Source organism: Bacillus sp. Medicinal_06, from assembly GCF_056711665.1.
Genome location: NZ_JBWYHD010000001.1, coordinates 31,285 through 45,553, shown reverse-complemented (window position 1 = coordinate 45,553; position 14,269 = coordinate 31,285). Strand labels below are relative to the sequence as shown.

Genomic DNA, 14,269 nt, shown 5'->3' with positions numbered 1-14,269 from the left:
TTGGTGTGAGTATGCGGCGTAAGAAGTATAAATGTGGTGATCGGGTAAAAATATATTTAAATAAATCTGTATCTCCTGAAATGATTACTTGGATTAATAAGCAATCTGATGTAACAAACTTTTTTTTATACGGTGTGCAGCAACTATTTAAACAAGTAGGGGATATTGATGTATCAAAAACGTTACCAAGCAGCCATGTTTTTTCCGTTTACATTGAACCTACTTCTATGTTTAAAATTGAAGTAAATCCTTTTAAAAATGTAACCCAAAATGTAACCATGAGAAAGAAAGAGTCTACTGAACGTGTAGAAAATAAACCTTGGGCATTTACTGATGAAATAGATTGTCCTTTTTTTTAACACATATGAAAGAATATTTAAGGCCTTCCACTGTACATATGGATTAAGTGGAAGGCCTTTTTTAATTTTGCAGGTTACACGTTTTGAACAACAAAAGTTACCGCATTTGTTTTTAGCTGAATTGATTTATTGTTACGCATGATGTTATATGTTAAATTTTTAACTTCTATATGGATTTCTTTCCATCTCTTATACATATTTTTAAGTGTATCCAGCATGATTTCAGTAGAAAGATTTATTTCTATTAGCGCCTCAAGTTCTTCATTCGTAGTTAAATCAATTTCTTGAACATTAGAATTTACAATGAGACAATTGATGCCGTTATGTTTCGTCCCATTTTTCATTGATAGAAGTACTTTTTCAAAGGCTTCTTTTGACTGGACATGTTCTAAGCTCGACACTGCAACAATGTAATCATAACTTTCAGGCTGAATATCATAATTTTCAATTTCTGCTTTTATTATTTCGATTGCGTCAAGTACATGGTGTTCTTTACTATTTTCTTTTAACTTTGTTAATGCAGAGTCTAGTAAATCGACACATGTAACTTTCCCGCCATTATCGATTATATTTTGTGCGATTGGAATACTATTTCTTCCGACGCCAGAACCGAGATCGAGTACTTTCACTTGAGCTTTGTTTTCAAAATAACTCATCATATCCATTACTGTTTTTACTGGTTTGTAAAGCCAAGAGCCAGCCTCGAACAATTTATATTGTTCATAACAAAGGTCATGATACTTTTTTTCTTCTTGTCTAATGTACGCTATTTGATTCATTTTTTCACCTGCGATTTCTTATAATTAAACGGATAGGTTTGACAACCTTTAATTTGTGTTTTTATTCGGAATACACCACCAGCATACGGATAAACTTCTAATTGATCCGGATTCATTCTTGTTCTGGCAGTAGTTATATATAATTCTGTTAAATCTGGTCCTCCAAATGTACAGGAAGTTACATTCAGTGCTGGAATAGGAACGGTTAAAACCTTTTCGCCAGTAGTTGGATTCCATCTTGTAATTTTGGCACCGCCCCAATGTGAAATCCATAAAAAGCCTTCTTCATCAATTGTCATGCCATCTGGTAGCCCTTCATCATTAGGAATAGTAATAATATCTATTGGAGTACTAATTGTTCCAGTATGTATATCATAATCAAAGCGAGTGACCTTTTTAGTAGGTGTGTCAATGAAGTAAAGGTATCGATGGTCAGGTGACCAAGCTAAGCCATTGGATGTGTTGACGTGTTTCAATTTCTTTTTCACACTAAAATCAGCATCTAAACAGTAGAGAGAACCAGCTCCATTAATACCATATAAATCTGTAGTTCCAGCCCAAAAGCGACCAGCCGGATCACACTTCCCATCGTTAAAGCGATTTTCTGGCAGATGAGGTTCCGGGTCATGAATAAGCATTAGTTCCTCTGTTTCAAGATTAAGAGAATGGAAACCACGCTCCATAGCTAATATAACTCCGCCAGATGTATCTGGAATGATGCATCCAATTTGTTGGTCAAATGAAATTTCACGATTTATATTTGTAATAGGATTATATATAAACAACTTTTTTTCTAGAATATCAACCCAGTATAGCAGGTGTTTCTGTTCATCCCAACAAGGACCTTCTCCTAAACTCGTTTTAGCATCAATAACTAATTCTAATTTTCCTAACAATGTATTTTTCTCCTTTCTAAAAGGCTAACTTATAAAAATTCGATGAAAATGGTGACAAAACCTTTTATTGCGGAAAAAATTGACAATCATAACATTATAAATTATTATATGGAAAATAACTTATAACAAAAATAGCAATGAAGAGAAGAGTAGTTAAGAATGATTGCATACAGAGAACTCCGGTAGCTGAGAAGGAGGAGTAAGAATCTTAATGAAAAAAGACTTGGAGCTGCGCATGGAACTAATTTATTTAGGGATGATGCGACGGGTTCTCCCGTTATAGAGATAGGGTATAAGCAAATAATTGCCGTACCTGAAGAGATTAATATGGTGACATATTAATAAACTGAGGTGGTACCACGAAGTGAACAACTCTCGTCCTCAAGATGAATAATCTTGGGGGTGGGAGTTTTTTTATTGTATTTAAAAAGAAATTAATAAACAAAAAAATTTATACCGAGGTGAATTATATGCATTGGGCGTATCAAATAGCGCATGAACTGATTCGAAAACACCCAAATAAAGAAATGTTTGTATGCGCATCTGGAATTAGTCCTTCTGGATCTGTTCATATAGGAAACTTTCGAGAAGTTATAACCACTTACTTTGTTGTAAGAGCACTTCAAGATTTAGGAAAAAAAACAAGATTTATATTTTCATGGGATGATTATGACCGCTTTAGAAAAGTTCCTAAAAATATTGATCCATCATTCGAGGAATATATAGGCATGCCATACTGTGATATTCCAGATCCGTATGGTTGCCACAAATCATATGCAGAGCATTTTGAAAAAGAATTTGAAAAATCATTAGAAACTTTTGGTATTGAAGTAGAGTTTATTTATCAGCATCAAGAATATAGAACGGGTCGATATAATCAACATATACTCCAGGCATTAAAACGAAGAAAAGAAATCTATGATGTATTAATAAAATTTAAAACGAGTGAACCAACTGAAGAAGAGCGAGAGAATTTTTATCCAATTACCCTATATTGCGAGCGATGCGAGAAAGATTCAACGAAAATAACAAATTTTGATGAAATATCGGAAACAATCCGATATGAGTGTGAATGTGGAAAGCAAAATACATTAGCAGTAATGCAAACGAATCTTCTAAAATTAAAATGGAAAATTGATTGGCCGATGAGGTGGATGGTGGAAGATGTGATTTTTGAGCCGGGAGGTAGAGATCATTCAGCTGAAACGGGTAGCTACAATGTTTCAAAGGAGATAGCTAGTAAAATTTTTCATTATGAGGCACCGAATTATGTTGCCTACGATTTCATTAGAATAAAAGGGGATAATCAAAAAATGTCCAGTTCCGCTGGGAACATTATTACCCCGAGTGAGTTATTAAATGTATATTTACCAGAGGTCATTCTATTTATGTTTTCAAAATATAAACCAAATGCAGCGTTTCATATTGGTATGGATGAAGATGTAATTCGGAATTATACAGAGTATGAAAGATATAAGGAAAGCTATCAAAACAAAATGTTAAATAATGAAGATCTATGTAATGCATTGAAACTTTCAAGAACGAATACTGAAAAAGTTAAACTACCAAAGTTTAATCAAGTAGCAGGTATCTTACCATTAGTGAATTTTGATAATCAAATTTTACAGGAAGTATTAGTAAAAACGGATGAAGACTATAACTTGATTGACATCATGAAAATAAGTAACCGTGTAGAACACTGGATTCGAAATTTACAGCCTCAAAAACTAATCGAAGCAAATCAAGGGAAAAATTGGGAGTTTTACGAAACATTAGAAGATGAACAGAGAAAATGGATTTTAGAAGTTTGTGAACTGGTTCGTATGAATGCAGATAGTTCAAATTTAATGGAACAAATATATGCAATTTGTCAGAATGAAAATAAAAAGATAATGAAAGAGAATCAAAAATTACTTTTTAGAATCATTTATAGACTTGTTATTAATCATCCAAGCGGTCCACGAATACCACTACTTATAGATGCAATAGGCGTTGAAAAAGTTGTTTCATTATTAGATTTTTGTGAGTAATTAGGATAGGGACTACCTTAAGTGAAAATTATGGTATTAAACTATGTATGAGGTGATTAATAACATACAAAACATTTTATACTATATTTTAAAAGAGAGGAAAGGGGATGTAAAAGCATCCCTTTTTCTACACTACATCTTACATCATATCCATCCTTTTTCATCAGCAATACGGATAGCTTGAAACCTTGATTCCGCTTCAAGTTTTTGCATAGCGGATGATAGATAGTTTCTAACAGTCCCGTTTGTTAAATACAATGTTCTGCCGATTTCTCTCGTTGTCATTCCGTTTTTAACCATACGGAGTATTTCTGCTTCACGGTCAGTTAGTGGGTTATCTTCTTTTAAAAACAATGTAGCAGCTAAGTCTGTACTCACTAGACGTTCTCCGTTCATTACTTTACGAATAGATTCAATAAGAAAGTCAATCGGTTCGTCCTTTAATAAATATGCTTCTACTTTTGCGTCCATCGCTTTTTGTAAATATCCTGGACGAGCAAAAGTTGTAACGATCATTATTTTACAAGGGTGCCTTATAGTTCTTAATTTGTCGGCAATTTCTAGTCCAGTAATGTCTGGGATTTCAATATCAAGAAGGCATACATCAGGTTGTTGACCCAAAATAATATCCCAGGCATCTTGTCCATTTGAAACTTCTGCGATTACTTCGATATCATCTTCTAGCTTTAATAAAGAAACGAGTGCTCCGCGAAGCATCTTTTGATCTTCCGCAATTACGATACGAATCATTTCACTTCCGCCTTTCTTTTCTCAATTTACAAAGCTAATTTATTTTTCTTATATTTGCTGAAATCGGTATTTTTAATAGAATTGTTGTCCCGTTGTTTCGTAATGTATGTATATCTACGTTGCCTTGCAATATCTTCATTCGCTCTTGAATGGATTGAATCCCAAAACCAAGCGAATCATGTTGGAAACCAATTCCGTCATCACTTATTTTGATTTGATGCCATTTTCCGTCTGTTTCTTGAATAATTGTGCATTGTTTTGCTTGACTATGTCTTAAAAGGTTTGTGACGGCTTCTCTTATAGAGAGAGCAATCATTGTTTCTGCAACATTTGAAAGCAAAGGTGCATTTCCAGCTGTTTTCATAGTGAACTGGATGCCGGCTGTATGTAATAGCTCTTGTACATGAGCTAATTCACTTTCTATTGATATGTATTTCATATCAGTAACAAGTTCACGTACTTGTTTTAATGCAAAACGTGATGTATCTAAAATATCATTTAATTCTTGTTTTGCTTGTAGTGGATCCTTTTCTATTAATCGTATTGTCAGTTCACTTTTCAGTTTAATCATTGTTAATGTTTGTCCGAGTGTATCATGAAGGTCTCTTGCGATGCGGTGTCTTTCTTCTTCTTGAATATATCTTTCAATTTGAGAGTTTGCGACGCTCAGCTCTTTTTGTAAAGACTTCGCTTTTTCACGAATATGGATAACAATTGGCTGTACAAGTTGAAGAATAAAAGCAAGAAGAAATGAAGTTTTTAATATGTAAAAAGGGTGACCAAAGGTATACCAACTAACTAGAAAAAACATCATTGCGATACCGACTGTACCGATGCCGATATACAATTTAGATTGGGCTCTTCCTAATAAATTTCCGATGATAAAACCATATAAAAGTAGCCATGATTCGATGAGTATTGCAAGTAGTGCAAATAATACGCAGCTACATAAACTGGAAAGGAGAAGGCGCCAATCTCTATACCACAATTCGAAATAAAAAGATAATAAAACGAGCAGTAAAAGAACAATTTTTAAGAATAAGTTAACGCTCGTTTCTGCTCGAATTACATTGTAAATTAAAAGGACAATAAAAATAACATCTAAGTATAAGTACTTTTCGATTTGATCGTGTGGATAAATTTTTTTTAACATTCCACTATCCTCCTACAAAGAGGGAATAAGGCCTTGTAATAAGTCCTATTTTAGGTTAAAGCTCACAAGAACGTGAAAGGAGAATTCTTAGTGAAATCCCACTAAGAATCCTTCATTAAACCAGCTGTGTATCTTCGAGCGGCCTCCATTGGACCAAATTTAAATCTAGCTAGCCAAAATGTTGCAAAGTAAATTTCAAATAGGCAGATGCAGAGCCAAATAAAGACAATCGATAATGAAGTCACTTTCCCGCCAAAGCCGAAGCCCCAACCGTAAAAGAGTATAGAAGAGAGGATGTTTTGAAGAACATAACAGCTAAGAGACATTTTTCCTACGTTTTCAAGGCGCTGCCATAGCCAAAAGTCTTCAAATCCTTCTATCATTTTAGCAATCAATGCAATATACAAAATAGAAAAGAAAGGTGCAAATAAATAGCGAACTGGTAAATCAAAGATACCGCCTGGAATAAAGATTAACAGATTGAGAGGGACACCAATCACAATTCCGATTTTTAGCATTTTTGTACGAATTCTTTTCCCGTTTTCATCAGGGGAAAAGGCTCCAGCACGCATAAGACGTATTCCTAATAAGAAAAGAAAAATATTCATTGGGATAACAAAAATGACTTCTATTCGATTCAAAATAAAGTTTGTTAGTCGATAGTGAATTTGTTCGAACCAAGTTCCATTGCTATAAAGTGCTACAACTTCATTAGCGCTACCTAATGAAATGTTGATTCCTGTAAATTTTAAATACATAAATATAGCAAGAATCAAAAGCATAACAGTTCCATGAAAGATACCTATTATCTTCATAGCTCGATGAATCCATTTATCACCACGTTTAATCATAAAAGCAACAATCATTGCGGTTATTCCATAGCTCATTAAAATATCATATTCCATAACAAGAGTGAAATGAATGAAACCTTCTAATAAAAGTAGAAAAGAAGTCCATAGGTAAACACCAGGCCATGTATTGCCTTTTCGTAAAGATTGTTGATATTTCAATTCAAGTCCTACACCAAACATGATTGTTAATAAACCAAGAAGTTTCCCGTTTACTAAAAATAAGAAGAAAAGCCGAATGAAATCATTAAGTGACGCCCACCAAATTGCATGATCAAACGTAAAAATATAAGAAAGATCTCCTAGATATGCAAAAATCCAAATGTTTGTACCGAGTGTTCCTAACACAGCGAAACCCCTTAATATATCAAGCAAACGAATTCTTTTGTTGTTATTTCTCATTGTTTTCCTCTTTTCTTATAATTTTGTCATTATTGTATCTTTAAAAAGGAATTTTTTATATGCACAGGTGTCAGTTAAAGGAAATGACACCTGTCATATAGGTGAAGAAATGAAGTATTTAAATAGTCATGCAATGAATTCTTAAAAATAAGTACGAAAAAATATGGTAGTATATGCTTACGTAGAGATTATAAGAAAGGAATGAAAAAATGGTTAAAATTATGATTGTGGAAGATGATCCTAAAATCGCAGAATTATTATCTTCTTACATCGAAAAATATGGGTATCAAGGAATTGTTATCGTCGATTTTCAACGCGTATTAGATGTTTTTTTACAAGCAAAACCAGACTTGGTGTTATTAGATATTAATTTACCAAGTTTTGATGGCTATTATTGGTGTAGGCAAATTCGTGCTGTTTCTACGTGTCCCATTTTATTTATTTCAGCTCGTGAAGGTACGATGGATCAAGTCATGGCTTTAGAAAATGGCGGGGATGATTATATACCAAAGCCGTTTCATTATGAAGTTGTAATGGCGAAAATTCGTAGTCAACTAAGACGTGCATATGGAGATTATGCACCAAAAATAGAAGAGCGAATGATTGAGCAGCAAGGATTTACTTTATTTCCAGAGCGCTTAGTATTACAATTGCGCAGTCAAGAAGTTGATGTAACAAGAAATGAAGCGATTTTGTTAGAGATGCTAATGAAAAATTATCCGCGTGTTGTAAGTAGGGAAGTATTATTAAATAAGCTTTGGGATAGTGAATCTTACGTTGATGATAATACGTTAAGCGTCAACACAACGCGTGTTCGTAAAAAACTCCAAGCATTAGGAATTCGAGAGGCGATTGAAACAATTCGGAGTGTTGGCTATCGTTTACATATTACATGGGAAAATGGTGGGAGAAAATGATAAAACTGTTTCTACGAGAACATATCCCGCTTCTATGTTTTACAGCTTTCCAGCTCATCGCTATTTTTCTTGTGTATTGGTTTGATGGCTATCGCCATGTAACCACCGCGCTTTATGCAATGTTTTTAGGAGTATGTTTTTTACTTGCTTATTTATTATATCGCTATTTTACTCATAAGTCTTTTTATGAAAGGTTAGCAAATCCGATGCAATCATTAGATGAATCTGTACAAAAATCTGACTTCTCCCCTTTGTCAACTGCATTGCATGAGTTATTAGAAGTACAATATCGTCATTATCAGAATCAATTACAAGTGCAGGAACGTAAAAATGAGGAACATTTAACTTTTATGAATCAATGGATTCACCAAATGAAAACACCTTTATCTGTTATTGAATTAATGACACAAGATGAAGTTGACCCTCGATTTGTTAGTATTAACGAAGAAGCAGATAAACTAAAAAAAGGGTTAGAAATGGCTTTATATGTTGCGCGGCTAGAAACTTTCACACAAGATTTCTACGTAGAAAGAGTGCAATTATATAATTTAGTAAACGAAGCAATACATGAACATAAGCGCTTTTTTATTCGGAATTTTGTATATCCAGAAGTCAAAATAGAAAAAGACATCGTTGTAGAAAGTGACGTGAAGTGGCTTCGATTTTTAGTTGGTCAAATTTTATCTAATGCAATTAAGTATTCAGCCGGTAGTAGAGAAAAAATTATAATAAAAGCATATAGTGTAGATAAGACCGTCACCTTAGAAGTAAGAGATTTTGGAGTAGGCATACCAAAACAAGATATGCCACGTGTGTTTCAACCTTTCTTTACAGGAGAAAATGGTAGAGATTTCAAAGAATCTACTGGGATGGGTTTATACCTCGTATATGAAATTGCGAAACAGTTAGGTCATCAAGTAGAAATACATTCTGAAGTTGGAAAAGGTACAACTGTAAGAATTATTTTTTACACTTCATAAAAAAGCTGATGAAATAGACTTTTTCATCAGCTTTTTTAGAAATCTTACAAAGTTGTAAGGTGAATGAAAGACGAATCAATATGAGATGTAAGATAACTCCTTTACACTTTAAACTAAGCAGAATAAATGAAGGGAGAATGTGGTATGGAAATATTGCAGGCGAAAGGAATTAGTAAAGTATATAAGGGGAAAGTTCCTTATAAAGCTCTTGCTGATATTGATTTATCTATTCAAGAAGGTGAGTTTGTTGGTATTATGGGTCCGTCTGGTAGTGGGAAAACAACATTGTTAAATATGGTATCTACGATTGATTCACCAACATCAGGAAACATTTTAATAAATGGGATGAATCCTTTTCAGCTGTCATCTGAAAAACTAGCATTATTCCGTCGACAACAGCTAGGATTTGTTTTTCAGTCTTTTAATCTTCTCAGTACACTTACCGTAAAAGAAAATATTGTGTTGCCAATGACGTTAGATGGAGTGGCTGTAAAGGAAATGAATAAGCGGGTAGAAGAAGTTGCAGAAAAGTTAGGCATTCTGGATATTTTGCATAAAAGAACATATGAAATTTCAGGTGGTCAAGCACAGCGAACCGCAATTGCTCGTGCAATCATTCATAAACCACAATTGTTATTAGCGGATGAACCTACGGGAAATTTAGATTCTAAGTCTTCGAATGATGTGATGAGTATGTTAGAAGAACTGAATAAGAAAGAACGTGCAACCATGATGCTTGTTACTCATGATCCATATGCAGCAAGTTATTGTAGTCGCGTTATCTTTATTAAAGACGGTGAATTGTATAATGAAATTTATTGCGGTGAAAGTAGACAAGCTTTTTATCAAAAAATTATGGATGTTCTCTCGTTGTTAGGAGGGAAAAGACATGACTTTTCGTCAATTCGCATTTAATAATGTTTTCCGTAATAAACGGACGTACGCCGCTCATTTTTTAAGTAGTACATTTTCTATTATGATTTTCTTTACGTATGCGCTTTTATTATTTCACCCTGATTTAACTGGTGAGTTAAAATCGACAAGTGAAACGATAAGTGAACTTGGTACAATTGGATTTAGGATCTCACAAAGCTTGATTTTTGTGTTTTCATTTTTCTTTATCTTATATTCAGTAAGCTCATTTTTAAAAACACGTAAAAAAGAGTTTGGCATTTTAATGATGCAAGGAATGTCTATAAGACAGTTGAAAAAGTTAGTGCTTATTGAAAATATGTTAATTGGATTTGGTTCAATCTTTATAGGCATTATGATTGGCCTTATATTTTCCAAGTTGGTACTACTTATTAGTGCAAGTATTTTAATGATTAACAAGGGACTACCTTTTTATATTCCAATTCAAGCGATTCTACTAACTATTGTTACATTCCTTATCTTATTTTTAATTGTATCACTTGTTACTTTTAAGATGATTAAAGTAACTGAACTTGTGGAACTTATTCAAGCAGAAGAAAAACCAAAGCCTGAACCGAAAGCTTCTATTATTTTATCGCTTCTATCATTTGTTAGTATCAGTTCTGGATATGGAATCGTACTGTATATTATCTTTAGAAGAATCATCTCTTTTCCGTTATTAGGATTAGGTGTGTTATTGGTTATAATTGGTACATATTTTCTGTATACGCAATGCAGTGTTTTTCTATTGCAAGCTGCCAAAAAGCGGGAATCTTTATTTTTAAAGAAAACAAATATACTAACGTTTTCAGAGTTAATATATCGAATGAAAGATAATGCAATGATGTTTTTTATTGTGTCTATCATTTCGGCAGTCGCGTTCACTGCAATTGGAACTACTGCTGCACTTGGAAATAAAGAACTGTCAAGAATGACCAATCCGTATACGTTTACCTATATGAGTTTTGAAGACAATAAGATGGAAAATGAGCACCTTGCTTTAATTAAGAAATATCTTAATGAGGCAAATATTGCTTATCGACTGGGTTCTGCCTCTACTAAATATACAGAAAGCGATGTTTCTGTTATGAAATTAAGTGAATATAATGATCTTGCGAAGTCTCTTGGCTACCAAAAAGAAACGCTTGATAGAGAAGATGAAATTTTGCTAGTTCCAGGGTGGATAGCGCAAAAACAAGAGTTTGAAAATAATCAATTTAAAAAGGAAATTGAAGTGATTCATGGGGATTGGATGAAAACATTTCATGTAAAGAAAGCTGTAAAGAACTTGGTTCTACCACATGAAGTAGGAAATACTTTAATTGCAGTACAAGACCAAGTATATGATAAAGTTCCATTCATTGCTCGTGAGGATATCACGTTCTCTAAAGAGCGTATTTACGGATTTGTTGTAGATGATTGGATGAGAACAAAGGAAATTTCACATCAATTAAATAACATATTGGGTATAGAGAATGGAGAGCGTAGCTTTTATTTTGAAGCTTTAGCATTGCAGTGGTTACAAGCGAAACAAACAAACGGATTGTTACTTATGGCGAGTGTTTTAGTAGGAATTGTCTTTTTTACATTTGCAGCGAGCTTTATTTATTTCCGTTTATATACAGATTTAGACCGGGATCAACAACAATATAAAATGATTTCAAAAATGGGATTAAGTAAGCGAGAACTAAAAGGTGTTGTAACAAGACAGTTGTTAATCATGTTCTTTTTACCAATTGTTGTTGCGGTAATTCATACTGCAGTTGCATATACCGCACTGCAACAATTAGTGGATTTTTCTATTTTAAATAGTTCAATTATCATCTTAATTTCATTTGTATGTATACAAATCTTGTATTTTTTTATGACTCGTTGGCGTTACTTACAAAAACTTTATAGGACTATGGATCAGTAAAATATGACTATTAAGTTTTGATTGTATCAAAGGTAAATGGAAAATAACCATAATGAGTATACTTGAAAATTAATTTAGACAATGAAAGGAGTCATAATGAGAAAAACAATATCTTTTTTTATATTAATTGTCCTGATTGTCATAAGCCTAAGTGCCTGTTCTTCCTCTGAAGAAAATAAACGGCCTGCGAACGGGATGATAATGATTGGAGACGAACAATTTACTTTACCTATTTTTGAACGTTACAAAGAAAATATAGAAGAAAAAGAAGTATTTGAAGTGAAAACGGGCGTTTTTGGTGAAAATAAAGTGCTTATTATAGATGAAACAACAGCGCAAGCTATGATAAAAGATCGAATTTTGCGGAAGAATGATATGAATAATCGCTCCGGTTATACTTCTATAAAAAAATTACCGGAAATCCCAAAAGAAGCTTCGTTATTATTTACACATGAAGAGGAAAAACATATTACAAGTATCGATTTAAACAGTAAAGAAATTCCTGTTTCATATGACAGCGATGCTTGGATTGGAAATTCTCGTGATTATAAGTCTCAATGGTATCTTATTGTTGCAAAAAAGGATGTATATAGAAAGATAAAAGCGGATGAAACAAAGTTACAGATTATTCACTTCAAAAAATTATTGGGTTACGAAAAGCCTAAAATGTCGACAGATAATACATTAAAAACTGAATATTTAAAGATAAAAAGGCAAGTCAAAGATTTTCATAAATTAATATCGGTCAAATTTGTTACTTTTGAGGATGAAGGTTAAAAGGGAAAGGGAATTGTCAACAAAACTTTATCAACTATGTAATATTTCATAATAGATAGACAATTCAAATAATATTGTTTACATTATTTTTAAGTTAATAAATGTGATAGAGAATTGGAGATCCACATTATATAGCCATTGCAAATTGCGTTGGTATATCTTTGTGGATCTTTTTTCTATCACATAAGAAGGAGGTAGAATTGAAAGCGTTTTATTAGGGATGTAGAGAAAAAGAAAAGGGGATGTAAAATGAAAAGATTACTTTGGGGATTATTAATTTTATGTTGTATCGCTTCGAGTGTAATGCTACCGATGCCAATACAAGCAGAAGAAGGGAAGAAAAATAACAATCCGATTATTCTTGTACATGGTTTTACAGGATGGGGCAGAGATGAATTATTGGGTGTAAAGTATTGGGGTGGTGTTCACGATATTCAAGAAAATTTAAAGAGAGATGGATACAATGTTCATACTGCCGCTGTTGGGCCGTTATCAAGTAACTGGGATCGTGCTTGTGAGTTATACGCTCAAATCAATGGTGGAACAGTAGATTATGGAGCAGCTCATGCCGAAAAACATGGACACGATCGATATGGAAGAACATATACAGGGTTTGTTCAAAATTGGAGTGAGACAAATAAGCTTCATTTAGTAGGACATAGTATGGGAGGACAAACAATACGTACGCTAGTCCAATTGTTAAAAGAAGGGAATCAAGAAGAGAGAGAATATGTAAAACAACATGCTGATGTGAAAATGTCTCCGTTGTTTCAGGGAGGAAAATCATACGTTCATAGTGTAACGACATTAGCCACTCCTCACAATGGGACAACCCTTGCAGATGGAAGTTTACTCTTGCCAGCTGTAAAGCAATTACTCGTCGCAACTGCTGGAGTTGGAGAAAATAACAATCTATCACTATACGATTTTAAATTGGATCAATGGGGAATTAAAAAAAGAGCTGGGGAATCATTTTATCAATATTCAAACCGTGTCTTAAATAGTTCCATTTTGAAGGATACAAAAGATATAAGCCAATGGGATTTAAGTACAGATGGAGCAAAGGAATTGAACACTTGGGTAAAAGCGCAACCAGATGTATATTATTTTTCTTACAGTGGACATGCAACACAAGTAGCACCTATAACGGGAATTCATTTACCGCACATCACCATGAATAAGGCACTGATGGGAAATGCAATTTTCTTAGGGTCATATGCAAGATACGAACAGAATCGTACATTCATTGATTCATCCTGGTGGGAAAATGACGGAGTAGTAAATACAAACTCTATGGTAGGACCATCAACTGATGTGGTTATAAATAATAGTAGTGCGCCAGAACTTGGGAAATGGAATCATATTGAGACAAAACAAAACTGGGATCACCTCGATATGGTTGGATTAAGTGTCTCGGATTCCTTAGGGTTCTCTGATATTAATGCTTTTTACCGAAAGATTGCTGAAAAGCTATCCAATTTACCGAAATAACTGGCTTCATATTTATATTGAAATGTAGCAGCTCCTTCAAATTTTTTTGAGGGAGTTTTC

Annotated in this window: 13 protein-coding genes and 1 other annotated feature; of the genes, 8 read left to right on the top strand and 5 right to left on the bottom strand. The window is 33.5% G+C overall.

Annotated features, from left to right (window positions below; genetic code table 11):
* Positions 1 to 11: 11 nt before the first annotated feature.
* Entirely contained in the window at positions 12 to 359 is a 348-nt protein-coding gene (locus AC1M36_RS00220) for a hypothetical protein (protein WP_336451153.1), read from the top strand.
* Positions 360 to 433: 74 nt separating this feature from the next.
* Here AC1M36_RS00220 and AC1M36_RS00215 read toward each other — a convergent pair whose 3' ends face one another.
* Complete coding sequence (locus AC1M36_RS00215) at positions 434 to 1,138, bottom strand: class I SAM-dependent methyltransferase (RefSeq protein ID WP_336451152.1); 705 nt, start codon at positions 1,136 to 1,138, stop codon at positions 434 to 436.
* Positions 1,135 to 2,034 carry an SMP-30/gluconolactonase/LRE family protein gene (locus AC1M36_RS00210; RefSeq protein WP_479845481.1) on the bottom strand — a complete coding sequence of 300 codons (900 nt, stop codon included), beginning with the start codon at positions 2,032 to 2,034 and terminating at the stop codon, positions 1,135 to 1,137. Before AC1M36_RS00210 ends, AC1M36_RS00215 begins: the two co-directional genes overlap by 4 nt.
* 128 nt (positions 2,035 to 2,162) lie before the next feature.
* Positions 2,163 to 2,420 (top strand) — a binding site (T-box leader).
* 84 nt (positions 2,421 to 2,504) lie between these two features.
* Between AC1M36_RS00210 and lysS the strand changes: the two genes are divergently transcribed.
* Complete coding sequence (gene lysS, locus AC1M36_RS00205; RefSeq protein WP_336451150.1) at positions 2,505 to 4,064, top strand: lysine--tRNA ligase; 1,560 nt, start codon at positions 2,505 to 2,507, stop codon at positions 4,062 to 4,064.
* A 144-nt stretch (positions 4,065 to 4,208) separates the two neighbouring features.
* On the opposite strand, the gene AC1M36_RS00200 is transcribed toward lysS, so the two are convergent.
* From AC1M36_RS00200 to AC1M36_RS00190, 3 genes are all read right to left on the bottom strand, one after another.
* The gene (locus AC1M36_RS00200) at positions 4,209 to 4,814 is read right to left on the bottom strand and encodes a response regulator transcription factor (protein WP_336451149.1); all 606 of its coding nucleotides are present in this window, start codon (positions 4,812 to 4,814) and stop codon (positions 4,209 to 4,211) included.
* Between the two features lie 34 nt (positions 4,815 to 4,848).
* Entirely contained in the window at positions 4,849 to 5,967 is a 1,119-nt protein-coding gene (locus AC1M36_RS00195; protein WP_336451148.1) for a sensor histidine kinase, read from the bottom strand.
* Positions 5,968 to 6,068: 101 nt separating this feature from the next.
* Positions 6,069 to 7,217, bottom strand: coding sequence for a DUF418 domain-containing protein (locus AC1M36_RS00190; protein WP_336451147.1), 1,149 nt, complete (start codon positions 7,215 to 7,217; stop codon positions 6,069 to 6,071).
* 209 nt (positions 7,218 to 7,426) lie between these two features.
* Between AC1M36_RS00190 and AC1M36_RS00185 the strand changes: the two genes are divergently transcribed.
* From AC1M36_RS00185 to AC1M36_RS00160, 6 genes are all read left to right on the top strand, one after another.
* Positions 7,427 to 8,134: a response regulator transcription factor gene (locus tag AC1M36_RS00185; RefSeq protein ID WP_336451146.1), complete on the top strand. Its 708-nt coding sequence runs from the start codon at positions 7,427 to 7,429 to the stop codon at positions 8,132 to 8,134.
* Positions 8,131 to 9,114 (top strand): sensor histidine kinase, encoded by a 984-nt coding sequence (locus AC1M36_RS00180; RefSeq protein WP_336451145.1) that lies wholly within the window; start codon positions 8,131 to 8,133, stop codon positions 9,112 to 9,114. Before AC1M36_RS00185 ends, AC1M36_RS00180 begins: the two co-directional genes overlap by 4 nt.
* Before the next feature lie 144 nt (positions 9,115 to 9,258).
* A complete protein-coding gene (locus AC1M36_RS00175; RefSeq protein ID WP_174099893.1) occupies positions 9,259 to 10,029 on the top strand; it encodes an ABC transporter ATP-binding protein in 771 nt (256 codons plus the stop codon).
* Complete coding sequence (locus tag AC1M36_RS00170) at positions 10,004 to 11,941, top strand: ABC transporter permease (protein WP_336451144.1); 1,938 nt, start codon at positions 10,004 to 10,006, stop codon at positions 11,939 to 11,941. Before AC1M36_RS00175 ends, AC1M36_RS00170 begins: the two co-directional genes overlap by 26 nt.
* A 96-nt stretch (positions 11,942 to 12,037) precedes the next feature.
* On the top strand, positions 12,038 to 12,718 hold the full coding sequence (locus AC1M36_RS00165; RefSeq protein WP_336451143.1) for a lipoprotein BA_5634 family protein: 681 nt from the start codon (positions 12,038 to 12,040) through the stop codon (positions 12,716 to 12,718).
* A gap of 303 nt (positions 12,719 to 13,021) precedes the next feature.
* Positions 13,022 to 14,209 (top strand): esterase/lipase family protein, encoded by a 1,188-nt coding sequence (locus tag AC1M36_RS00160; RefSeq protein ID WP_336451401.1) that lies wholly within the window; start codon positions 13,022 to 13,024, stop codon positions 14,207 to 14,209.
* Positions 14,210 to 14,269 lie beyond the last annotated feature (60 nt).